The following is a 25,966-nucleotide window of genomic DNA, read 5'->3' as shown; positions in this document are numbered from 1 at the left end:
TTAAATATAAGTGTGGGTTTTTATTTATGTTTTGAATCAAGTCAATATACGGCAAATATTATTTGGGGTATCCTGTAAAATGTTTATATTTATGCAGCAAATCAATCTTTTAGCTACAATTGGGCAACAGGCCGCTTCTTCTTGTTTTTTTATTTTGTGTTTACCAAGGTGAAGCAATTAGTACAATATTTTGCAGAAATCAACCACTATGTGGACCTTTTGAAGTGTTAAATTACAAAGAAATTTCTGAGCTGGTTTTTGCAAGCCAAGCCCAAATAGGTAAAACCACTGGGTGCAACATTTTATGCAATACAGATTTCGAAGATGATATATTGGTTGGCTTAGGTAATTTTGGTTTTTTTCATGAGGACAGAGTTACTTGTTGGGGTACTACAGCAACGGACCGACAGATAGAAATATGGGGTAGTGGATTTGGTGGCGTGCCGGCATATTCCGGTAACCAATTTGCAGAATTGAATGCAAACATGGTATCCACTCTTTATCAGGAATTCGATGCTTCGCCAGGGAGTTCTGTAACGATTTCATTCGCTCACCGGGGAAGAGCAGGGATAGACGCATTGCAAGTTGAAATAGGCCCCTTGGGGGGTCCATATGTTAATTTAGGTGAATTTTCTGCAGGAACAGATTCGTGGGTTTATAACACTGTGAATTACGCCTTTCCAAAAACTATTCAAAGCAAATACACCCTAAGATTTAAGTCCGTAAGGGCAGCGGGTGGAGCTACAGTTGGTAATTTTCTGGATGCTATTTCGATTACACTTTCAAAGCCAATAACTGACTTTAGCCTGGTCCATCCGGTATGTCCCCAAGACAGTGCCGGCTCTATTGCAGTTCATATTAAAGGTGGATTGCCACCGTATACGTTCAACTGGTTGCCGCCGATAAATTCAACTGATTCTATAGTATCCGGCTTACTTGCAGGAGTTTACAAAGTAGAAATCAGAGATTTTTATGGGTGTGGAGAAGATGTCACTTTTGATTTAACATCCAAGTACGGAATGGATTCCACTGGGATAAGGAAGCAAGTTTGTAGTTCTTTCTTCTGGCCGGTCACCGGAAATTCTTATGATTCAAGTGGAAGATATCCTGCGCATTTTACCAATGTGCATGGATGTGATTCAGTAATTATTTTGGATCTTGAAGTACTGCCTTCCTATAAACACGAATACAAAACCTCAGCATGTGGTTCTTATTTGTGGCAAATGAATGGAATTAATTATACAAAAAGCGGAGTTTATACTTTTTCGAAACCAATTCCGAATGGTTGCGATTCTGTTTTCATACTTGATCTTCAAATATTGCCAATTTTTTACCGAACAGAAATCAAGAGTGTATGCGATTATTATGTATGGCCGGTGAACGAGAAGGAATATAGATTTAGTGGTGTGTATTATGATTCCTTGCAGACCTCTTCAGGCTGTGATTCCATTATTCAGTTAGATCTAGTGGTGTCCAATAGTTTTCAAAAATTTGAGAAAGAAGTACATTGTGAATTTTATACATGGAAGGTCAATCAAGTTACCTATACGGAAAGTGGAATTTATACAACCACTTTTAAAACCACTTCCGGTTGTGATTCAATATATACACTTGACTTAACGATACACCCAAAAGTGAATACTATTGAATCCCACAAATCATGCAATTCATATACCTGGCCGTTAAATGGAATTACTTATTTCAAAACTGGTACATATTCCTATACTTTAAGTAGCTCCAATGGTTGTGATTCTGTGATCCTTCTTGAGTTGGAAATTTATCCAAATTATCAGAAGGTAGATACTGTAAAAGTTTGTGAAGAATATTTTTGGCCTGCTAATGGAAAAAGTTATTCTGCAAGTGGATTATATCATGTGGATTATAATAATCAGTTTGGATGTGATTCAAATTTTACACTTTACCTCACCATTCTTAAAAGCAATTTTCAAAAACAAATTGTAACATCTTGTAAATCTTTTAACTGGACTGTGACCGGATTGAACTATCAAAAGAGTGGTGTTTATGAAGCAAAATTCATAAATAAAGATGGTTGTGACTCCACCATATTATTGGACTTAACCATTTATCCGGAATATTTTCTGGAAGAAAATGTGAGGGTATGCGATGCATATTTCTGGCCTGTGAATGGAAGAGAATATACGTATAGTGGCGTATATAAATCAAACTACCTTACTAAACAAGGATGTGATTCCATTTATATTTTGAATTTATCCGTGGATAAATCCTTTATCATTTATGATACCATACAAGCGATAGAAAGCTACACCTGGCCTGTAAATAGAGAAGTTTATAAAGAGTCCGGAACATACAATTTAAATTTTCAAACCAAAGAAGGATGTGATTCCATGCATATACTAATCCTTGAAATTAAATTAAGGGGAGAAATTTTTGTCCCCAATGTTTTTTCGCCAAATGGAGATGGAGTAAATGATCACTTTACAATTTATTCAAGTCCGGAAATTAGAATTATTGATAGATTGCGATTATATAACAGGTGGGGTGAATTGATGTTTGATCGATTGAAATTTGAACCTAATGTAGGCCATAATGGTTGGGATGGATATTTCAAAGAGCAGCCGGTAATACCCGGTGTTTTTGTTTATGTTGTGGAGTGGACAGACCTTAAGGGCGATCGACATGCAAAATCAGGTGATGCAACTTTAGTCAGATAATTATTGGAAAAATCAGTCTCTTAAAACTGGTAATTTATGAAAGAATATTCAGCAAATTCATGACATGCACAAAATGAAATATTTGATCTTGATGATTGTATTTCTTGTTTTCATAACAGGAAATCCTTTTGATATGAAGGCGGTGTATGGTCATGGTTCTGAAGGATACAGAACAAATTTTCTGCGATCTAAAGTTGCGTGCGATTTGAAAATTAGTAAAGTTGTTGTAGGAGATTGCGAATATGGAATGCATACAGGAAATCGTTCAAAAGTTTTGGTGGCAGTTTTTCTTGAGTGGACAGAACCAATAGTGGGTTCAAAAATTCAAGTTAGTTTAAAAGGTCAGACAAAATTGTACAATCCTTTCATGAAAGGTTGCCCTCCTTATGTGCAGTTTATTTTGGATCCTGATGGAGGGAGTTATGTTGTGGATGCTGAGTTCACCTCTGGAAGTTGTAAAGCCACAGGAATGAATGTTTTGCTTCCTTCCAAGTGTGATCCTCCTGGCTGCTCAGGGACACAAACCATCGGAGGAAAAGTTTATTCAGATTATAACAACAATGGCATTCAGGATATTTCAGAAAGCGGCAGGCAGGGAATAGAGGTAAGATTATTTAATGACAACAAACAACTGGTTGCAACAACGACTACGCGTACAGAAGGAAAATGGTCTGTAGGTGGAATTCCTTCGGGTACAAAACTAAGGGTGGAGTTCCAGGTACCAACAGGACTATTTGATGCAATTCCGGGACCAGACAACCATACACGGACACAGATATCCACTGTAGGTAATTGTAATGTTAGTCTGGGTGTTTTTAATGTGTTTGATTTGGTAGATGAAAATCCATGGATTGTTACTTCCCGATTTACAAAAGGCAATTCTTTGGATACTACCAGCCCTGCATTTATTGAGCCGGCCATCATAGCAAACAGATACAATACTACTGAAGGAGGACCTCGCATAGGTCCAAATGGCAATTATCATCCGGCAAGTGCAGGTGAGATAGGTGCAGTATGGGGACTTGCCTATCAAAAACAAACAGGTTTATTGTATTCCAGTGCATTTCTTAAAAGACAGTCTGCTGTAGGACCTGCGGGATTGGGGGCTATTTATTATTCGGATTTAAACGGTTTTTTGCCGAACCCACCATTTAGCCCCGGATATAAATATTATGGGAACAGCAAATTATTGCTTAACCTCGATGATTTTGGCATAGAAACCGGGGATGAGAAATTAATGGTACGTAATCTGCCGTTAAGTCCGAATCAGGCAACTCATGATTCCATTGCATTTGATCTTGTTGGTAAATGGGGCATGGGAGATCTCGACATAAATGACACAGGCGATACGCTCTATGCTGTGAATTTGTATAACAGATCCTTAATTGTTATTGCCATAGGTAATCCATTAAAACTTCCCATTACTTTGGACAGAGTCAAAGAAATTCCAATTCCGGATCCGGGATGTTCCACCGCAGGAGACTGGCGTCCATGGGGATTGAAATACAAGTATGGAAAATTGCATGTAGGCGGAGTGTGTTCTGCTGAATCCACACAAAAGCGGGATGATCTTAAGGCAATTGTTTACACCTTTGAAAGTGGAGCGTTTACAGAAATTGTTTCATTTGATTTGAATTACATAAAAGGGAGTTTATATGATGTGCATTGTAATTATTTCAGACCCTGGACCTTTGACTTTTATGGTGCACATTTGAATGGCGAGGTAGTATGTGGTCCTGTACCAATATTGTCTGATATTGAATTTGATTCAGATGGTAATATGATTTTAGCTTTAGGTGATCGCTATGGTTATCAAACAGGAGGAAGAGATTACGGGACAAAGTCAAATGATAATTTTCGATATTTAACTTTTGCCGGAGGAGATGTTTTAAGACTTTTTCAACTGAAAGGAAATTATTTATTGGAGCAAAATGCAACCTCAGGATTTTATACCACTCTTGGGGCCAACAATGGCCAGGGAATTTGTGATGGAGAATTTTATTATCAGGATGGATTTTCCGGACATCAGGAAGGTGCCTTAGGGGCCCTAGCAGTGCATCCAAGTTACAACACTGTTTTGTCTACACTTATGGATCCAAGTAGCGTGTGGTCTAATGGTTGGAGTCAACTGGATAATTCCAACGGTACTAAAAAAGTGAACTATAATATTTTTTCCGGAGAGAATGGAACATTTGGAAAGTCATCCGGATTGGGAGATATTGAATTACTCATCGGTTCTTCTCAAACCAAAGGCATTGGCGTTTCGATTGGAAATTACATTTGGAGTGATGCAGATCAGGATGGGATCCAGGATCCTGGTGAAAAACCATTGGAAAAAATCCCAGTGCAACTATATGATTCTGCCGGTCAGTTCATTAAAGGTACACTTACGGACGCTAACGGACTATACATCTTCCAAGACCTTGAGCCAACGACAGAATATTTTCTGCAGATTGGTGCAGACTCCGATTATGTCAAAAATGTATTGGTAATTGACAGCGTGCAATATGTTGCAACCACATTCAGGTCAAGAATTAATTTTGGAAATTCAGAAAATGATTCTGATGCATCCAAAAACTTACCACTTCCCAGTTATTTTAATGGCAAGATCGTACTGAATTATAAAACCGGAAAGGAAGGAGAAAATGATTTTTCTCTGGATTTTGGTTTACATTCCTGTTATCCATGGTCTGTGCAAAAAGTGACAATAAGTTTATGTCCAGCAGATTCACTTTTTTTGGGAGGTGTTTGGTTCTCTAAAGAAAAAACATTTGACACAGTAGTCATTCATGGAAATTTGACGGATGTTTGTGATTCTATTCTTGAAGTTAATGTAGAAATACTTCCCCTAACAAATTTCACTTTTAACACCATGATTTGTAAAGGAGATTCAATTACAATTGGCAACACCAATTTTAATGAAGTCAATCATAGTGGGACAGTGATATTGAAAGGAGCAAATCAATTTGGTTGCGATTCAGTTATAGAGGTTTATGTTGGATTTCATCCAATTCCAATGTCAGTTTTTGATACAACCATTTGTTCCGGGGCGAAAATTAACCTTGGTGGCATTACATTTGACAATAGCAATCCCAAAGGACTAATGAAGCTTCTGGGAGTAAGTCAATATGGTTGTGATTCTTTGGTCACGGTTAATTTGGATTTTTACCAAACGCCCTCTTCAATTTTGGATACTACAATTTGTAAAGGTGAAAAAATAACGGTAGGCAATAAAGTATTTAATGAAGCAAATAGCAATGGTAAAGTTATCTTTTCATCTGCCGGTCAGAACGGATGCGATTCTTCTGTTGTCGTAAATGTTTCCTTCTACCCATTGCCAATTGGTGAATTGGATACAATTATATGTTTTGGTGAAAGTATGAAAATTGGAAACACTATTTTCAATGAAGCAAATCAAAGCGGAACGGTGATTTTTCCAGGTGCAAGTCAATATGGTTGTGATTCTGCAACTTTAATAGATCTTAGATTTTATCCCGTTCCTGAAGGGAATTTAGATACTACTGTTTGTGCAGGACAAAGTGTTTCCATCGGGAATACGGTATTTAATGATTCAAAGAGAAACGGTAAGATTATTATTAATAATTCCAGTATTAATGGATGTGATTCCATTGTATCTGTTAATTTGAAATTTTATCCGATACCTGTTTCAAGAATAGATACAGCAGTTTGTCCAGGGGAGAAAATAATCATTGCAGGTAAATCATTTGATGAGCAAGTAGGTTCAGGATTTGTACAATTACCCGGTGCAAGCAGCAGAGGTTGTGATTCTGTAGTTGAAGTAAATCTTAAGATTCGATCAGGGTATTTAAACACTGAAGTGGTAGAAAATTGCAAGGAATATATCTGGCCGGTAAATGGTAAAACTTATAGAAAAAGTGAAGAAATCACCTTAGACTATAAAACCAAATATGGATGTGATTCTGTATACCAATTGAAATTGACCATTTTGCCGGATTACACTTTTTATGACACGCTGTGTGTGTTTGAGAAATATTTTTGGCCTGCAACAAATGAGTTTTATGAAGAAAGTGGATCCTATATATCTAGTTTAAGATCTTCTCAAGGCTGCGATTCACTCCATTTTCTCTATTTGCTGATTCGTAGGAACGATGATGTTTGGGTTCCTAATGTGTTTTCTCCCAATGGGGATGGTGTGAATGACAAGCTATCGGTATTTTCCAGTCCTGAAGTAAAGAAGATAGACAATTTCATGATTTTTGACAGATGGGGGGAAATGGTTTATAGTCTAAGAAATTTTCTTCCAAATGATCCTCAACTTGGGTGGGATGGAAATTTTAGAGGTCGTGAGTCCAGTCCTGCTGTATATGTTTATTTGGTTGAATGGCGTGACAAAGCAAATGAAAGTCATAAAATTTCTGGAGATGCAACATTGGTGCGCTAAATTGGATTTAAAAGTTATCAATGATTTTTTTTGATCCTGCAATAAAAATCGTAAGGCTATATGAAAAATTTATTTTAGCAATCTATTTATTTGGTTTGTATTGAAATTTTGAAATGAGATTTTCAATAATTATTCAACAGGCATTTTTAGGAATTTGGTGGAATGCTATTTGATTTCAAAATGATTATATTCTTTTTATGGTTTAAAGACTTATGGATTTGAAGTTTACTTTTGATTGCTTTTTAAAAATTAATGATTGCAACCTTTACTCATAAAATTATTATAAATGGTTTGTAAAATTCAACGTTCTGAATCCATGGTATTTTTCTTGAGAATCTTTGTCTTGTCAGAAGCAATTCTTTGAAATCAATTATGCCTTTTAATGTTTTGCATAATTGAATAGTATTAACTTTGCAAACAAAGAATTAATCTGATTTGAATAAAGTATTGATCATTGACGATGAAGACAAGCTTAGAACCTTGTTGGCTAGGATAATTGGTCTGGAAGGTTTTTTGGTTACTGAGGCTCCTGATTGTAAGTCCGCAAATAAAAAATTGGAGGCAGCGGATTTTGATGTAGTGTTATGCGATGTGAGATTGCCGGATGGAAATGGTGTGGAGTTTGTCAAAAGTGTAAAAAGCAGATTTCCGCTAACTGAGGTAATACTGTTGACCGCTCATGGTAATATAAATGATGGGGTACAGGCGATTAAAAATGGCGCATTTGACTACATTACTAAGGGAGACGACAATAATAAAATAATACCCTTGCTTTTCAGGGCAATGGAAAAGGTGGAATTGGCTAAAAGAGTAAAGCATTTAGAGAAGCAATTGGGTGATAAGCACAGCTTTAATAACATTGTAGGCACATCCAAAGCCATCCAAAAATCTATTGAGCTCGCTAGAAAAGTGACGGAGACGGATACAACAGTTTTGCTTACTGGGGAAACCGGCACAGGAAAAGAAATTTTTGCACAGGCTATTCATCAGGAGAGCAAGCGAAAGCAAAAAAGTTTTGTGGCCATAAATTGTTCTGCATTTAGCAAAGATTTATTGGACAGTGAAATGTTTGGGCATAAGGCCGGTTCATTTACAGGGGCACACAATGATCAAAAAGGGCTGTTTGAAGAGGCCAACAATGGGACTATTTTTTTAGATGAAATCGGTGAAATGCCCTTGGATCTTCAAGTCAAATTACTACGGGTGATTGAAACCGGAGAATTTTTGAAAATTGGCGAAAGCAAGCCAACCAAAGTAAATGTTCGAATTATAGCAGCGACGAATCGTGATTTACAGAATGAGATAAATGCAGGGCATTTCAGGCAGGATTTATTTTATCGAATCTCTGTATTTCAGATTCATTTGCCTGCCCTTCGGGAGAGAATTTCAGATATTGAACTTTTAGCAAATTACTTTCTCAAGATATATTCAACCAGAAACAATAAAAAAATTAATCACATTTCAAATGATTTTTTAGAATCTTTAAAGCATCATCCTTGGAATGGCAACATTAGAGAACTTAAAAATATTATAGAAAGAAGTGTAATATTAACCAGTGGAGATACTCTTGATCTGGACTCACTTCCACAAGAATTTCATCAAATTACATTGCACAGTAAGCAAAGTCAACTTTCTGCTTTCGATCTGGCGAGTGCGGAAAAAATACATATACAGAAAGTACTAAACTATACTAACGGTAACAAAACCAGAGCAGCTGAGTTACTTAATATTGCTCTAACCACCTTGTACAGGAAAATTGAAGAGTATAAAATTAGTTAAACCATAGCAAAATGCTATGGTGAAGGCTGTCATTTTGAAAGGGATTTAGAACTGTCTTTTTCTAAATAATTATATATTGTATTGAATTACAGTGAGTTTGATACAGGGATCACTTTTTGGATTATAATTTGGACTGTCTAAATAGAATTATTTATATCTCAATTATGGAAACCAGGAAAGGTTCAAAACACATTTATAATCAAATCCAAAAATTTGCCGAGGATACAATTTTCTTTATAAAAAATGGTAATCTTAAAGAAGTGAAAAATTGTCTGCTGAAAATGGAGACAATATTCAAATCCAGTTCCACAGAAATTAGAGATGCCATAGCTATTGAATATGTTTATTCTGTATCTATTTTATTGGAGATTTATCATTATGATGTGAAGGAATTTTTTCCTAGTACATTGAAATTTGAATATGATAAACAAATCTATTCACCAGGCTTATAGAACAAAAACTCTACAATGGCATAAAATTCATTGTGGGATAAATAGGAAAAATGTTTAATTAAAAAAATGAGTTTATAATGATGACTATTTTATTCTTAATAATTGGAATTACGGGCTTTATAATATTTTTTAAACTAATTGATTTCTTTGAAAAAATTTGAAACCATGATATTATTATTCTTTGTCTCCTTGGCTGTATTCGCTTATATGTGCTATGTGTTGCTTAAACCAGAAAAATTTTAACAAATGAACGCAGAAATTATTGGTGTAATATTGATGTTTTTGATTGTAGTGGTATTAGCCATACCACTTGGAAGATATATTGGAAAGATCATTAATTACGAACCCACTTGGTTTGATTGGTTGTTTGGTCCATTGGATAAGTTATTTTTCAAATTGGCCGGGATAGACCCATCCAGGGAAATGAACTGGAAACAACATTTGGTTGCCTTGTTAACCATCAATGTATTTTGGTTCATTCTTTCAATGATGGTACTGACCAATATGGCATGGTTGCCACTTAATCCTGACCAAAACCCAAGTATGAGTCCAGATTTGGCATTCAACACTTCTGTAAGTTTTGTCACCAACACCAACCTTCAACACTATTCCGGTGAAACTGGCATATCTTATCTTGGCCAACTTATTCTTATGCTTTGGCAATTTATCAGTGCCGGTACCGGAATTGCAATTGCAGTGGTGGTCTTTGTTGCCATGAAGGAAAAGACATTATCCACATTGGGAAATTTTTATTCCTATTTTATTAGAAGCTGTACGAGGATTTTATTGCCTTTAGCTTTTGTAGTGTCAGTATTATTAGTATTCAATGGAGTTCCTATGAATTTTGAAGGGAAGGATACCATGATCAGTTTGGAGGGAGATACCGTTCAGGTAAGCAGAGGTCCAGTAGCTGCATTTGTTGCCATAAAACATTTGGGCACAAATGGTGGAGGTTTCTTTGGTACAAATTCTGCACATCCTTTAGAAAACCCAAACTACTTTACAAATATTGTAGAGATGGTTACCCAAATGCTTATACCAATAGCATTGATTTTTGCACTTGGATTTGTAACAAAAAGGCGCAGATTATCTTGGATGATTTTTGGTGTAATGACCGTAGGTTTTTTATTACTTTCTATTCCTACTATTTATTTTGAAATGCAAGGTAACCCTGCACTTTATAAAATGGGCATCTCTCAAGAAATGGGAAGTATGGAAGGCAAGGAAGTTCGTTTTGGTTCTGTTGCATCGGCCTATTGGAGCATTGCAACTACTGTAATTTCAACCGGTAGTGTGAACGCCATGCATGATAGTTTTACACCAATAAGTGGTATGAATCAAATGATTGCCATGATGATAAATTCCTTTTATGGGGGTTGTGGTGTAGGGATATTGAATTTTTACATTTTTATTATTCTTGCTGTCTTTATAAGTGGTCTAATGGTGGGAAGAACACCTGAATTTCTTGGCAAAAAAGTGGAGGCTAAGGAAATGAAAATAGCCATGATCATTGCACTACTGCATCCATTTCTTATCTTAGTTGGTACTGCCTTAGCTACTGCATTTCCAAATTTAACATCTTCTACTTTAAGTAATCCTAATTTTCATGGATTTAGTCAAATGCTCTATGAATTTACTTCATCCAGTGCCAACAATGGCAGTGGTTTTGAAGGTCTTGGAGATAATACCCCTTTTTGGAATATAACGTGTGGTATTTTAATGTTGTTGGGAAGATACATTCCAATCATTGGACCCGTAGCTATTGCAGGTATTTTGGCAAGTAAAAAATACATACCTGAAGGAAATGGAACTCTAAAAACCGATACGGCAACTTTTGGCTTAATGGTATTTGCAGTAATAGCAATTGTAGCAGCATTGGCTTTCTTTCCTGTTTTGACCCTTGGTCCAATTGCAGAATATTTTTCAATGATTAAATAATTTAATAAAAATGACAAAAAGTGCATCTTTATTTCAAAAGGATCTGATGCGTGAAGCATTTAAGCATTCTTTTCTAAAACTTAATCCAATTAAAATGTACCGAAATCCTGTAATGTTTACGGTGGAGATAGGTACAGGTGTTATGTTTTGTGTTTGCTTGTGGATATTGGCAGGTGAGAAATCTCAAGGTAGTATCATCTATAATTTTTTCATATTTCTGGTTTTATTGCTTACCTTATTATTTGCTAATTTTGCGGAAGCTATTGCAGAAGCCAGAGGAAAAGCACAGGCAGATAGTTTGAGAAAGACAAGAGAAGAAACACCGGCCAAAAGAATTTCCGCTATAGGAAAAATTCATTCTGATGAAGTACAAATTATTCCTTCATCACAATTGCAAAAAGGTGATTTGTTTTTTTGCAAAGCTGGTGATATCATTCCGATGGACGGTGAAATTGTGGAAGGCTTAGCCACAATTGACGAAAGTGCTATTACTGGTGAAAGTGCACCTGTTATTCGTGAAGCAGGCGGTGATAAAAGTTCGGTAACCGGCGGAACAAAAGTCTTGAGTGATGGCATTCAGGTAAGAGTTACCACCGAAGCAGGGGAAAGTTTTTTGGATAAAATGATTTCCTTAGTAGAGGGAGCAAGCCGACAAAAAACACCCAATGAAATTGCCTTAACCATCTTGTTGGCGGGGTTCACCTTAGTATTTATCATAGTTACCATCACGCTCAAACCTTTTGCAGATTATTCCAATGCACCGATTACCATTGCAGCATTCATTTCGCTATTTGTTTGCTTAATTCCTACTACAATTGGTGGGCTACTCTCAGCGATTGGGATTGCAGGAATGGATAGAGCATTAAGAGCAAACGTAATCACAAAAAGCGGTAAAGCAGTAGAAACAGCTGGGGATGTTGATGTATTATTGTTAGACAAAACCGGAACGATAACCATTGGAAACAGAAAGGCAACAAACTTCTATCCTGCAAATGGAATCGAAGAAAAGCACTTTATAAAATGCGCAGTATTGAGTTCAATAAGTGATGATACCCCGGAGGGAAAGTCTATTGTTGAATTATCTAAATTAAACCCTTCTGATTTTACTTTAGAAAATGCAAGATTTATCAAATTTACTGCCGAGACAAGGAGTTCAGGAATTGATTTTGCAAACTACCGGATTAGAAAAGGTGCATCCGATGCCATTCAGAAATTATCAGAAAAATCCGGATACACCTTTCCTTCAGACACTGCCGATAGGGTAAAAATCATTTCCAGTAATGGAGGAACACCATTAGTAGTTTCTGAAAATGAAAAGGTGATTGGTGTAGTAGAATTGCAGGACATCATTAAACCTGGTATTCAAGAGCGATTCGAGCGTTTACGTAAAATGGGTATTAAAACGGTTATGGTTACCGGTGACAATCCTTTGACCGCAAAATTTATTGCTGATAAGGCTGGCGTAGATGATTTTATTGCAGAGGCTAAACCGGAAGATAAAATGAATTATATCAGAAAAGAACAATCAGAGGGCCGCCTGGTAGCAATGATGGGTGATGGAACCAATGATGCACCGGCATTGGCACAAGCAGATGTCGGCGTAGCAATGAACAGTGGAACACAAGCAGCGAAGGAAGCCGGTAATATGGTAGATTTAGACAATGATCCCACCAAGCTCATAGAAATAGTCGAAATCGGCAAACAATTATTGATGACCAGGGGAACGCTTACCACCTTTAGTATTGCCAATGATGTAGCAAAATATTTTGCCATCATACCAGCACTTTTTATTGTAGCTATTCCATCACTGCAAGGTTTAAATATTATGAATTTGCACAGCCCGGAAAGTGCAATACTATCCGCAGTAATTTTTAATGCGATCATTATTCCGATGCTTATACCATTGGCTTTGAAAGGCGTGGAGTATAAACCTATCGGAGCTAGTGCATTGTTGCGTAGAAATTTGTTGATATATGGCTTAGGTGGTGTAATCATTCCATTTATCGGCATTAAAGCCATTGACCTCTTAGTTTCAATATTCATTTAATAAATCTCCTTTCATGAAAAGTAATATCATTCCAGCCATTCGATTAACATTAGTTTTCCTGGTATTCTTCAGTGGCATTTACACAATTGCAGTTTATGGTGTTTCAAGACTTGCACCCAGTAGTATGTCGTTCTCAAAAACCAACAATGGTTATTATGAAAACCTCGGCCAAAATTTTACCAGCGACAAATATTTTCATTCCCGGCCTTCTGCAGTGGGGTATAATGCAGCTGGTTCCGGCGGTAGCAATAAAGGTTCAAGTAATCCTGACTATTTAGCTGAAGTTCAGTTGAGAATAGATTCTTTTTTGGTTCACAATCCCGATATTAAGAAAGAAGACATTCCTTCTGATTTAGTTACTGCAAGTGGTAGTGGACTTGACCCCAATATATCTGTGCAAGGAGCAAAAGTGCAGGTGAAACGTATTTCTAAAGTTCGCAACTTAAGTGAAAACACAATCCATCAACTTATTGCACACCACACTGAAACACCTTTTTTAGGATTATTTGGTACAGAAAAAATTAATGTGCTTAAATTAAACCTTGATTTAGATAATTTGAAATAAAAAACAAAATTAAAGCAATGAAAAGAATTCTTATCACATTACTTACCTTTTACACAGTAAGCACGTTTGCACAGGTGGACAACTCAAAAAACCCACTATCTATTAGCGGATATTTGGAAACTTACTACGCTTATGATTTTGGAAACCCTGACAATCATAATCGCCCGGGGTTTGCTTACTCATTTAATAGGCATAACGAAGTAAACATGAATTTGGGTTACATAAAGGCAGGCTACCAAACTGATAAAGTAAGAGCAAATCTCGCATTAATGACAGGTACCTATGCAAATGCAAATCTTGCAACAGAGCAAGGGGTTTTGAAAAACATATTTGAAGCGAATGCAGGTGCTAAATTATCCAAAAATGAAAATCTTTGGATAGACGCTGGAATATTTTCTTCCCATATTGGTTTTGAAAGTGCAATTGGAAAAGATTGCTGGAATTTAACAAGGAGTATATTAGCAGACAACACGCCATACTATGAAAGTGGTGTTAAACTCTCGTATACCAGCAAAAATGAAAAATGGTTTGTAAGTGGATTAATCTTGAATGGTTGGCAGCGCATTCAACGGGTCGAAGGAAACAATTTGCCGGCTTTTGGTCATCAGTTGACTTTTAAACCCAATTCGAAATGGACACTCAACAGCAGTTCTTTTGTAGGAAGTGATACACCGGATAGTATCAGACAGTGGCGTTATTTCCATAACTTATATGGCATTTTCCAGATGAATAATAGATTTGGTTTGACATTTGGATTTGATGTTGGGGCGCAGCAAAAATCAAAAAACAGTACAGAATACAATACTTGGTATTCACCCGTTGTGATAGCCAGATTCTCAGTAAATGACAAATTTAATGTAGCTGTAAGAGGAGAATATTATAGTGATAAAAATGGAGTGATCATTGGTACAGGAACACCCAATGGTTTTAAAACATTTGGTTACTCTGCAAATTTGGATTATAAGATATCTGATCTATTATTGTGGAGAATTGAAGCCAGAGGTTTCAGTAGTAAGGATGAAATATTTAACTTAGAACAGAAACCAAGTAAAGTTAATTACTTTGTAACTTCATCTTTTGCAATTTCTTTCTAAATGAGCGATAAGGATAAAACAGTCCAACATTTTTTAAATTTAATTAAAAAGTCCAGAAGAGGAAAATTTAAAATTTATATCGGAATGAGTGCCGGTGTAGGGAAGACTTATAGGATGTTGCAAGAGGCACGAACTTTGATGAAGAACGGAATAGACGTAAAAATTGGATTTATTGAAACACACAACCGAAAAGAGACACATGATCTTTTGGAAGGTTTGCCTTTGGTACCCAGAAGAAAACTTTTCTATAAGGGAAAGGAATTGGAAGAAATGGATGTCCAGGCAATTATTAATTTGCGACCTGAAGTAGTTATTATTGATGAGCTTGCTCATACAAACATAGAGGGAAGTAAGAACGAGAAGAGATGGCAGGATGTCATGGAAATTTTAGAAGCTGGCATAAATGTTATTTCAGCAGTGAATATTCAGCATATAGAAAGTCTAAATGAAGAAATAAAATCTATAACAGGAATTGAAGTCAAAGAGCGTATTCCGGATAGCGTGTTGGGGCAAGCCGATGAAGTAGTAAATATTGATTTGACTGCGGATGAATTAATCCTTAGGTTGAAGGAGGGGAAAATTTATCATCCGGATAAGGTTGAAACGGCGCTCAGAAATTTTTTTAAAAGTGAACACATTCTTCAATTGCGCGAATTGGCACTAAAAGAAGTTGCATCTCAGGTAGAAAGAAAGGTTGAAACAGAGGTTACAAAACCAAATGCTTTAAGGCATGAACGATTTTTAGCTTGCATCAGCAGTACAGATAAAACCGCTAAAAACGTAATTCGCAAAACATCCAGACTGGCCAATTATTATCACAGCAAGTGGTATGTTTTGTATGTACAAACGCCTAAGGAAAGTCCGGACAAAATTGCCTTGGACAAACAGCGCCATCTCATCAATAATTTTAAGTTAGCGACTGAGTTGGGTGCAGAAATTATCAGAGTAGAGAGCTCATCAGTTTCAAAAGCAATCATTGATATGGCCAGTGAAAGAAATATAACCACCATTTGTATTGGAAAGCCTCACATCAGTCTGTGGAGAATAATTTTGGCTACCAATATATTCAATAAGTTGTTAAAGCAGCTCAGTGCAAATAGCATAGACCTTATTATTTTATCATAACTATGAAAATTAAAACCAAACTGACATTAAGTGTGGGTCTATTATTTATCCTAATAATTTTCCTGAGTCTTGTAGGAGTACGATATATGTATGCCTTGAAATCAGACACAGATAATATTTTATTAGCCAACTATAATTCCCTAAAATATTCCAGAAATATGTTAAGTGCTTTGGAACAAGATTCTTCCAAAGCTATTGATTTTTTTGAACGTAATTTGGTTGAACAAGAGACTAATATTACCGAGGTTGGTGAACAGGAAGCAACTTCAAATTTAAGAACTGATTTTAACTTTTATAAAACGAATTTGTCAGACACGCTCATTTTGTCCCAAATCCGGGAAGGAATTTTTAGAATCATGGACTTGAATATGGAAGCCATTCAGAGGAAAAGCCAAATAGCCAAGATAACAGCAGATAGTGCGGTATTTTGGATAGCGCTGACCGGAACACTTTGTTTTTTAATTGCTTTTATTTTACTCATTAACCTGCCATCCAGCATTGCAAATCCGATCAGTGAGCTTACAGAAAGCATTCGGCAGATTGCAGCTGAGAATTATTCTGAACGGGTCAATTTTGAAAGCCATAGTGAATTTGGAGAACTGGCCAAATCTTTTAATACCATGGCAAAAAAATTAGAAGAGTACAGTAACAGCAATATGGCCAATTTGATGATGGAGAAAAAAAGAATTGAGACCCTCATCAATAATATGCATGATCCCGTGATCGGCGTCGATGAAAAACTAAAAGTTTTGTTTGCAAATGAAGAAGCAATAAAAATTATAGGGATAAAGTCTGAAGATTTAATCGGCCATTTTGCACAAGATTTAGCATTGACCAATGATTTAATCAAAACACTTATCTTTGATTTAGTTAATGTTAAGAGTAAATCCGAACATAGTGAGAAGACAATAAAAATTTACTCCAACAATAAGGAATGTTATTTTGAAAAAGAAGTATTGCACATTTCAATTACTCCAACGGGAGAAGAAACCACAGAGTTAATAGGTCATGTAATCTTATTGCGTAATGTAACTACATATAAAGAGCTTGACTTTGCCAAAACCAATTTTATAGCTACAGTGTCCCATGAGTTTAAAACGCCGATTTCTTCTATAAAGATGAGTGTGCAATTGTTGGAAAATCAAAAAATTGGTGATTTAAATGAAGAACAAAAAAACTTACTGGACAGTATAATGGAAGATGCGAATAGATTGCTGAAAATTACCAGCGAACTTTTGAATATGACTCAGGTTGAGACTGGAAATATTCAATTATCTATTCTGCCAACAGATCCAAAAGAAATTTTGTCCTATGCCATAAACGCGACTAAAACACAGGCAGACCAAAAATTGATAAAAATGGTTGTCTCTTGTCCTGAGAATATTCCTTTGGTGTATGCCGATATGGAGAAATCTGCCTGGGTTTTGACAAATCTATTATCCAATGCCATAAGGTACTCCTACGAACATTCTTCTGTATTCCTGAATGTTGCCATGATTCAGGACAAAGTTGAAATTTCGGTAAAAGACACTGGATTAGGTATTGCACCACAGTATAGAGATAAAATTTTCGATCGCTACTTTAGAATACCCGGAAGCAACAAGGAAGGGACCGGACTTGGATTGGCCATCAGTAAGGAATTTGTTGAAGCTCAGGGAGGAAGTATCACAGTGGACTCTGAGTTTGGGTCTGGCAGTAACTTTAAAGTTATTTTTAATAAATTGACTTAGGGTATATCATAGTGTTCTTATTTCACACTTTATCTTCTATTTAATCTAAGGACGTTTAAAGTGTTGACTTTATACTTTGTTAATTAAGGGTTTAACCCATATTCTTTATAAGGTTGACCTGCCCTTAGGTTTTGAATGCACAAATCACAAGATTTTGGAAAATTGCATTTTTTTTTAAAATAATTTGCAACTACGAAGAGATTCGTATTACATTTGTAAAAAAAATAAATCAAATGTATAAAATTGTCTGCTCCGTGTTCCTTGTTGTAATGGTCAATATTCTTATTGCCCAGGAATTACCCAATAAAATAAACAACTACAATTTCCAGGTCGTCAAAATGTTAGACCGCACTGGAGTTAAAAATCAAAATAAGAGTGGAACCTGCTGGATCTTTTCGACTCATTCTTTTCTGGAATCAGAGCTGATGCGAATGGGTAGGGGAGAATTTAATTTAAGTGAGATGTACATTGCCCGTGCCGGGTATTTGGAGAGGGGAGAGAATTACGTACGCAGACAGGGATCTACTGCATTTGGTCAAGGTGCAGAAAATCATGATGTCATGAGAATTTTTGATGAATATGGTTTGGTGCCGGAGGAAGCTTATGCCGGTTATCCTGATGGCCAGGACAAACCTATTCATGGAGAGATGGAAGCAGTATTGAAGGCAATGGTGGAAGCTATGGTTAAACTTCCTGATGGTAAACTTTCTCCAAATTGGAAGAAAGTCTATCAGGGTGCTGTGGATGGATATTTTGGAACACCTCCGGCTAATTTTACCTTCAAAGGTAAAAGTTATACCCCTCAATCATTTGCCGGCAGTCTGGGAATAAACTCCGGAGATTACATAGCGCTGACTTCCTTTACTCATCAGCCAATGAACAAACCATTTATTCTTGAAGTGGCGGATAATTGGTCCAATGGAATGTTTTATAATATTGCCTTGGATGAATTGGTTAATTCTGTAGATCAGGCTTTGAAAAACGGGTATTCTGTTTTATGGGCAACCGATGTAAGTGAAAAATCTTTTTCAGCAAAGAACGGCATTGCTATTAATCCTTATATGGCCTGGGAAGATATGTCGGATGCTGAACGGGATAGTCTTTGGAAATCTCCACATCCTGAAAAATATGTAACACAGGAAGAGCGGCAGATTGGATTTGACAATTTGAGTACAACGGATGATCATGGGATGCACATTGTCGGTATCATGAAAGATCAAAATGGAACAGAATATTATGTTGTAAAAAATTCCTGGGGAACTTCTGTTAATAAACTTACCGGTGGATACATTTATGTTTCCAAGGCCTATTTCCGCAATAAGACCATGTCCGTAATGTTAAATAAAAATGCTTTAGGCAAAGAGTTGAAATCCAAACTTGGCTTTTAGATTAAAAGGAAGCAAAGTAAAATACAATGATAAATGTGCTTTATTATATAGTTACTTATGGAAACAATATAATAAAGCACAAATCATAATCTATAATTGTTGAAGCTTTTGAAAGATTGCCGGCAATTCGGTATCTGTAATTGTTGCGTCTTCCTTACAAATATCCATCAAGAGATCATCTTGCTTTCTTCCTTGCGTCATCGCCTCATGGTAACTCACATCAGGCCTGAAGGTCACCAATGCATATTTCGAAAAATAGTTTGGAAACATTTTTTCAAGACGAGATTCCAATGATTTCTTTTTTTGAAAAATGGGATCTCCGACTTTATCTCTCATTTCAATAAAATTGTCTTCAGCAAGATCTGAGATGGCATCAGAATTTATTTTTCTAAGTTCGGTAAACTTTGCAAATAATTCCTCGCCTTCCAAATTCTGATCCAGCAATTTATCCAGCACCACTACATCTTCAAAACCACAGTTCATGCCTTGTCCATAAAATGGAATGATCGCATGAGCGGCATCCCCCAGCAACAACATTTTATCTTCGTAATACCACGGATCGCATTTTACGGAATATAAATGTCCGGTCGGATGATCAAAAAATTCCTTTTTTAAATCAGGGATTAATGGAATAGCATCCCTGAAATATTTTTGATAATATTGTTGTACATCCTCTTGCGTGACTAATTGTTCCAGGCTGTCTGCACCTTTATAACTGATGAATAAAGTTGCTGTAAAAGTAGCGTCCGGATTGGGAAGCGCAATCATCATGAAATTACCTCTAGGCCAAATGTGTAAGGCATTTTTATCCAATCTGAAAGAACCATCTGAACCAGGAGGAATCGTTAATTCTTTATATCCATAGTTCTGAAAAAATTGTTTGTAGTTAAATCTGATTTGCGCACTCAGATTCATCAGTTCTTTTCTTGCCGCTGAATTTGCGCCATCGGTTGCAAGTAAAGTAGCGTTTTCTTTTCTTATAATTTGTCCATAATTTGTTTGAAACTGGCAAGTTCCAGTCTGTGCATCCCATCCAATCAATCTGGTGTTAAAATGTATGGTAGAACCGGGTATTTTTTCCAGCGCATCCATGAGGTAAACGTTAAGCGTACGGCGGCTGATCGAATTTATACATTCACCCGGACGTTCACTATAACTTTGGAACAATAAATGTCCTTCCAGATCATGAATCATCCTGCCCTTCATTTGGACTGCATGGGAAAGGATTTCTTTTTCCAGACCTACAATTTTTAATCCGCCAATACCGCGATCTGAAAGAGCAAGGTTGATGGAACGCCCCGCTGACATTTCAGTTTTTCGCATGTCCGGTCTAGATTCGTATATGCTTACTTTATATCCCCGTTGAGCCAATCTTAATCCTAATAGACTGCCAACCAATCCTGCACCTGCAATGATGATTTCTTTATTTTTCATGGATATACACTTTTGCCAAATATGAACTTAAATAACTATTTAACCAGAATATTTTTTAAGGATTGATACAAATTCCAGGCATCTTCATAGGAATTATACAAAGGCACCGGTGCAACTCGGATGACATCCGGTTCCCGCCAATCTGCAATGATATGTTTCTCCGATAATTGTTTGTAAATGCGCTTATCGCCATCTTTAATCTGAATGGATAGCTGACAACCTCTTTCATCTTCTGATGCTGGGGTAAGAATGCGTATAGATGGATGGTCTATGGATTCAATTATTTGGCGAAGATAATTGTGTAGCCTTATTGATTTATGGCGAAGCGAATTCATACCGGCCCTTTGGAAAATTTCCAGCGATGCCATGAGACTGGCCATGGGTAATATTGGAGGGTTACTGAGTTGCCAACCTTCTGCGCCGCTCATCAACTTTAGGACAGGAGACATTTTAAAGCGATTGGTTTTGTCATGTCCCCACCAGCCGGCAAAGCGAGGGAGTTCAAAAGATTCTGCATGTCTTTCATGTACAAAACATCCGGAAAGACCTCCGGGGCCTGAGTTCAGATATTTATAACTGCACCAGACAGCAAAATCAGGTCCGTCTTCATGTAAATTTAACAACAGGTTTCCGGCACCATGCGCCAGATCAAAACCTACTTTGCAACCATGCGAATGTCCCAATTCCGTAATAAACTTTATGGGGTAGGCTTGTCCTGTATAATAGTTTACGGAACCAATCAGAATGAGCGCAATCTCTTCACCATGCATTTTGATGGTTTGCTCAATTTTTTCTTTGGAAATGTAGACCTCGCCCTCATCAGGTGTCAGAATGATCAGACTTTCCTCCGGGTCATAACCATGGAATTTGATCTGTGAATCCACGGCATAACGGTCTGAAGGAAACGCGCTGTATTCAATAAGAATTTTATGACGTTTTGGAGTAGGAACATAGAAGGATACCATCATCAGATGAAGGTTTACAGAAAGTGTGTTCATAACCACCACTTCTGAAGATTTTGCCCCAACTATTTCTGCCATAGGTTCGGTCAGAAATTCATGATACCTCACCCAGGGAAATTGTGCCATTTCATGTCCGTGAACGCCATGCTTTGCCCAGTCATCCAATTCTCGATTCACATAATTTCTGGCATTGTTTGGTTGTAAACCGAGAGAATTGCCACAGAAATAGTGGTAAGGAATTCCATTTTCATCAGAAGGAAAACTGAATTCTTTTCGGTAGCCGCTTAGTGGGTCCTGCTGGTCAAGTTGCTGATAATCGTTAAGCATAGGAGCGAATAGATTAAGTTATTACTGCAAATGTACAGAAAGGAAATTGATGTGTGTGGCACTAACACATGATAAATAATTATAATATATTATAATTTGAATGTAATTTTGTTACATGGATTGGGTCAGTGCAATAAAAGGTTTTAAAGCTTATCTTCAGTTGGAGCGTTCATTATCTGCCCATTCACTGGATGCATATTCAAGGGATGTGGCGAAACTTTCTATGTTTGCTGCCGAAGAATTAGACCATAAAGGGCCGCTAAAAATAGAATTGCAAGATCTGTTGCAATTTATTGGCTGGTTAAATAAAGTTCAGTTGGACAGCAGATCCCAGGCCCGGATATTATCCGGAGTGAGGGCTTTTTATAAATTTCTTTTAGTGGAAGATTTATTGAACGATGATCCCACAGAATTACTCGAAGGTCCCAGACAGGCAAAATATTTACCTGACTTTCTAAGTGTTGAGGACGTTGATCGGGTCTTCGAGGCAGTTGATCTGAGCGAAGACAAGGGGCACAGAGACAGGGCAATTTTAGAGACCTTGTATGCCTGTGGGCTAAGGGTAAGCGAATTAGTTAACGCTAAATGGTCGGACCTCATGGAAGATCTGGGAATTCTTAAAGTTATTGGAAAGGGAAACAAGGAGAGGTTAGTTCCGATAGGAGAGCAAGCGCTGCATCAATTGTTTATTTATAAAGAAGGTTTCAGAAGAACTCTTCCGGTCATAAAAGGTCATGAGGATTTTATTTTTCTGAACAAATTTGGTAAAAAATTATCCAGAATTACTGTGTTTAGTTTGGTGAAGGCCTATGTTGCCAAAGCAGGGATACATAAAAGTGTCAGTCCCCATACTTTCAGGCATTCGTTTGCAACACATCTGGTTGAAGGTGGGGCAAGTCTTCGTCTGGTGCAGGAGATGCTTGGTCATGAATCCATTACCACCACAGAGATTTACACGCATTTGGATATACATTATTTGAGGGATACGATCCTGCGTTACCACCCAATGAATCAATTACGAGAGCCGGTTCAATAATTTGATTTTATTGAAATAAGCTCCAGAAATTCATCAAAGATTTCAAATCCCGGATGGATTTTATTGGATATTTTAAGTAATCGGACTTGAATTTTAAGAGTACAGCTATATTTGAGCCGATTTTTAACATTTAATCTGGATAATGTCTAACACAGCTCATTCTCATAAACTAAGTGCTGCAGGTTTATTAATCACCCTTGGAATAGTGTTTGGGGATATTGGAACTTCACCATTGTATGTTATGCAAGCCATAACAAAGGGGAAGGTTATTTCTGAAGAATTAGTGCTCGGAGGGGTTTCTTGTGTGTTTTGGACACTGTTGTTATTGACTACACTTAAGTATGTCTATTTAGCTTTAAATGCGGATAATAAGGGAGAAGGTGGAATATTTGCTTTGTATGCATTGGTTAGAAGGTACAAGAACCCTTATGTAATTTACCCGGCCATCATTGGTTGTGCTACATTGATTGCGGATGGATTTATCACGCCACCTATATCGATTTCATCTGCCATTGAAGGTTTGGTTATTCTTTATCCGGACATAAAAACAGTCCCCATCGTAGTTACCATTATTGTTGGAATATTTGTTTTCCAACAAGTAGGCACCCAGGTAGTAGGAAAAACGTTTGGCCCTGTAATGCTCATTTGGTTTGGAATGCTCGCTATTTTAGGCCTCAATCAGGTAGTTCAACATCCTGAAGTACTGGCCGCTTTGAATCCTTCTTATGCCATCAATTTGCTGGTGAAATATCCAGGGGGGTTTTGGTTGCTGGGTGCTGTATTTTTGTGTACCACCGGAGGTGAGGCATTATATTCTGACTTAGGACATTGTGGAAAAGCGAATATCAGGATTTCGTGGACTCTTGTGATGTTTTGTCTGGTACTCAATTATTTTGGACAAGCCGGTTGGCTGATTGGTAATTTGAATGGTCAGGCCATACAATCGGATACTAAAATTTTCTATGAATTAATGCCGGATTGGTTTTTACCAATTGGAATTGGAATTGCTGCTGTTTCTACAGTGATTGCCTCGCAAGCATTGATTTCGGGTGTTTTCTCTCTGGTGAATGAAGCAATGAAAATGCACCTTTGGTTCCGAATGAAAGTCAATTTTCCTTCAACTCTTAAAGGGCAAATTTATATTCCTGGTATCAATTGGTTTCTAATGTTTGGATGTATAGCAGTGCAATTGATTTTTCAAAACTCCGAACACATGGAAGCTGCATACGGAATGGCCATAATTTTGAATATGTTGATGACTACATTATTGCTGGCCTACTACTACAAGATCAGGTTTCACAGGACATGGCTTGGAATATTAATTTTGGTGGTATTTATTTCCATTGAAATTATATTTTTCCTTTCAAATCTGGACAAGCTGGCTCATGGCGGATGGTTTACCCTGGTCATTGCCGTATTCATCGCCATTTTTGTATTTGTCCTTTACAAAGCCCAGCAAATACGACAGAAGCACACCATGTTTGTCGAATTCAAAAATTACATACCCATACTGCAAGATCTTCAACACGATCAAACCATTCCAAAGGAAGCCAGTCATTTAGTTTATCTGGCACTTGCAGAAGATAAGCGACTCATTGATTCCAATATCATGTACTCTATTTTGCGCAAGCGCCCCAAGCGTGCGGATGTCTATTGGTTTGTACATGTTGAAATCGGAGATGAGCCCTATAAAAAATCTTACCATGTGGATACTATTGTTCCAAAAGAAATATTTTTTATTCACTTAAAATTTGGATTTAAAGTTCCTCATCGTGTGAATGCAATGTTTTATGAAATCGTGGATCAGATGGTAGCCGCAGGTGAGGTGGACACCATAAGTCCTTACCCTTCTCTTAGAAAACACCAGATGCCTTCAGACTTTAAATTTTTATTATTGCACACCAGGGTTTCAGCAGATACTGAATTGAATGCTTTTGAACGTTGGGTGGTAAGATCTTATCGATTAATTAAAAGATTCAGTTTACCTGCCTTTGAAGATTTTGGTTTGGAAGTTTCCAATGTAGAAGAAGAAGTAGTTCCAATATTGGTAGGGCCTAAAGCGGAAATGAAATTGAAGAGAGAAAACAGCAAAATTTTTTAATTCTGTATTGGATTCCAATCAGTTTAAAACCATCTGTCGCAGATTAAAATCAAAATTTAAGATGTCTTACGGTCTGGGCATTGGTGATGAGTTTCTTCAAGGAATCAATCCCAATTTTAAGATGTGTAACTAAAAATTCTTCCGTAACTTTTTTATCACTCTCTTCCGTTTTAACGCCTTCCGGAACCATAGGCATATCGGAGACCAATAAAAGTGCGCCTGCAGGAATTCTATTTTTAAATGATGCAATAAATATGGTTGCGGTTTCCATGTCAATCGCCAGAGCGCGAAGTTCCGCCAGATATTTTTTAAAATCTTTGCGGTGTTCCCATACTCTTTTATTAGTGGTGTAAACGGTTCCGGTCCAATAGTCTTTTTCGTATTCACGAATCGTTGTGGATATGGCTTTTTGTAAAGCAAATGCAGGCAATGCCGGAACTTCAGGAGGTAAATAGTCGTTTGATGTTCCTTCTCCCCTTATTGCAGCAATAGGAAGAATCAGATCCCCGATTTTATTTTTTTTGATTTTCAAACCTCCGCATTTACCAAGGAATAGAACTGCTTTGGGCATGATCGCGGTAAGTAAATCCACTACAGTTCCTGCGTTAGGACTACCCATTCCAAAATTGATGATGGTGATATTATTTGCTGTGGCGTTTTGCATTGGGCGGTCTTTACCATTTATCTTGACCTTATGCCATTTGGAAAACAGATCCACATAATGACTGAAATTGACCAGAATGATGTATTCCCCAAAATCTTTTAATTGGGTACCCGTATATCTGGGTAACCAGTTTTCTACAATCTCCTGTTTGGTCTTCATTCGATAAAGATACTGACCGAATAGAACTTTAGTAAATTCTATCTATGAT

General features: G+C 37.0%; 17 protein-coding genes. 14 read left to right on the top strand and 3 right to left on the bottom strand.

From position 1 onward, the window contains the following. The first annotated feature begins 224 nt into the window (after window positions 1-224). The 12 genes from IPJ83_06615 (at window position 225) to IPJ83_06560 (ending at window position 19,234) form a co-directional block, all read left to right on the top strand. A complete protein-coding gene (locus IPJ83_06615; protein ID MBK7880217.1) occupies window positions 225-2,693 on the top strand; it encodes a gliding motility-associated C-terminal domain-containing protein in 2,469 nt (822 codons plus the stop codon). Between the two features lie 73 nt (window positions 2,694-2,766). Continuing rightward, entirely contained in the window at window positions 2,767-7,116 is a 4,350-nt protein-coding gene (locus IPJ83_06610; GenBank protein MBK7880216.1) for a gliding motility-associated C-terminal domain-containing protein, read from the top strand. 435 nt (window positions 7,117-7,551) lie between these two features. Further along, complete coding sequence (locus IPJ83_06605; GenBank protein ID MBK7880215.1) at window positions 7,552-8,895, top strand: sigma-54-dependent Fis family transcriptional regulator; 1,344 nt, start codon at window positions 7,552-7,554, stop codon at window positions 8,893-8,895. A gap of 164 nt (window positions 8,896-9,059) precedes the next feature. Next, entirely contained in the window at window positions 9,060-9,347 is a 288-nt protein-coding gene (locus tag IPJ83_06600) for a hypothetical protein (GenBank protein ID MBK7880214.1), read from the top strand. Window positions 9,348-9,512: 165 nt separating this feature from the next. Further along, window positions 9,513-9,590 carry a potassium-transporting ATPase subunit F gene (locus IPJ83_06595; GenBank protein ID MBK7880213.1) on the top strand — a complete coding sequence of 26 codons (78 nt, stop codon included), beginning with the start codon at window positions 9,513-9,515 and terminating at the stop codon, window positions 9,588-9,590. Window positions 9,591-9,593: 3 nt separating this feature from the next. Continuing rightward, complete coding sequence (gene kdpA, locus IPJ83_06590; GenBank protein ID MBK7880212.1) at window positions 9,594-11,285, top strand: potassium-transporting ATPase subunit KdpA; 1,692 nt, start codon at window positions 9,594-9,596, stop codon at window positions 11,283-11,285. Between the two features lie 10 nt (window positions 11,286-11,295). Then, window positions 11,296-13,332 carry a potassium-transporting ATPase subunit KdpB gene (gene kdpB / locus IPJ83_06585; protein ID MBK7880211.1) on the top strand — a complete coding sequence of 679 codons (2,037 nt, stop codon included), beginning with the start codon at window positions 11,296-11,298 and terminating at the stop codon, window positions 13,330-13,332. 13 nt (window positions 13,333-13,345) lie between these two features. After that, window positions 13,346-13,897 carry a K(+)-transporting ATPase subunit C gene (locus IPJ83_06580; protein MBK7880210.1) on the top strand — a complete coding sequence of 184 codons (552 nt, stop codon included), beginning with the start codon at window positions 13,346-13,348 and terminating at the stop codon, window positions 13,895-13,897. Window positions 13,898-13,914: 17 nt separating this feature from the next. Then, complete coding sequence (locus IPJ83_06575) at window positions 13,915-14,991, top strand: porin (GenBank protein MBK7880209.1); 1,077 nt, start codon at window positions 13,915-13,917, stop codon at window positions 14,989-14,991. Further along, the gene (locus IPJ83_06570) at window positions 14,992-16,116 is read left to right on the top strand and encodes a sensor protein KdpD (protein ID MBK7880208.1); all 1,125 of its coding nucleotides are present in this window, start codon (window positions 14,992-14,994) and stop codon (window positions 16,114-16,116) included. It abuts the gene before it with no gap. A 2-nt stretch (window positions 16,117-16,118) separates the two neighbouring features. Continuing rightward, window positions 16,119-17,846, top strand: coding sequence for a HAMP domain-containing protein (locus IPJ83_06565; GenBank protein MBK7880207.1), 1,728 nt, complete (start codon window positions 16,119-16,121; stop codon window positions 17,844-17,846). Between the two features lie 233 nt (window positions 17,847-18,079). Beyond that, on the top strand, window positions 18,080-19,234 hold the full coding sequence (locus tag IPJ83_06560; protein ID MBK7880206.1) for an aminopeptidase: 1,155 nt from the start codon (window positions 18,080-18,082) through the stop codon (window positions 19,232-19,234). Between the two features lie 90 nt (window positions 19,235-19,324). Here IPJ83_06560 and IPJ83_06555 read toward each other — a convergent pair whose 3' ends face one another. Continuing rightward, a complete protein-coding gene (locus IPJ83_06555) occupies window positions 19,325-20,668 on the bottom strand; it encodes an FAD-dependent monooxygenase (GenBank protein MBK7880205.1) in 1,344 nt (447 codons plus the stop codon). 35 nt (window positions 20,669-20,703) lie between these two features. After that, the gene (gene kynU / locus IPJ83_06550; GenBank protein MBK7880204.1) at window positions 20,704-21,957 is read right to left on the bottom strand and encodes a kynureninase; all 1,254 of its coding nucleotides are present in this window, start codon (window positions 21,955-21,957) and stop codon (window positions 20,704-20,706) included. 115 nt (window positions 21,958-22,072) lie between these two features. On the opposite strand from kynU, the gene IPJ83_06545 reads away from it, so the two are divergent. Next, window positions 22,073-22,993 (top strand): tyrosine recombinase XerD, encoded by a 921-nt coding sequence (locus IPJ83_06545; protein MBK7880203.1) that lies wholly within the window; start codon window positions 22,073-22,075, stop codon window positions 22,991-22,993. Between the two features lie 142 nt (window positions 22,994-23,135). Next, a complete protein-coding gene (locus IPJ83_06540; protein MBK7880202.1) occupies window positions 23,136-25,094 on the top strand; it encodes a KUP/HAK/KT family potassium transporter in 1,959 nt (652 codons plus the stop codon). Window positions 25,095-25,143: 49 nt separating this feature from the next. On the opposite strand, the gene IPJ83_06535 is transcribed toward IPJ83_06540, so the two are convergent. Next, the gene (locus IPJ83_06535; protein MBK7880201.1) at window positions 25,144-25,917 is read right to left on the bottom strand and encodes an AMP nucleosidase; all 774 of its coding nucleotides are present in this window, start codon (window positions 25,915-25,917) and stop codon (window positions 25,144-25,146) included. Between the last annotated feature and the right edge of the window lie 49 nt (window positions 25,918-25,966).

The organism is Candidatus Vicinibacter proximus (genome assembly GCA_016713905.1).
In the GTDB taxonomy this organism is placed as follows: Bacteria; Bacteroidota; Bacteroidia; order Chitinophagales; family Saprospiraceae; genus Vicinibacter; species Vicinibacter proximus.
This window is presented reverse-complemented; position numbering and strand designations above follow the sequence as displayed.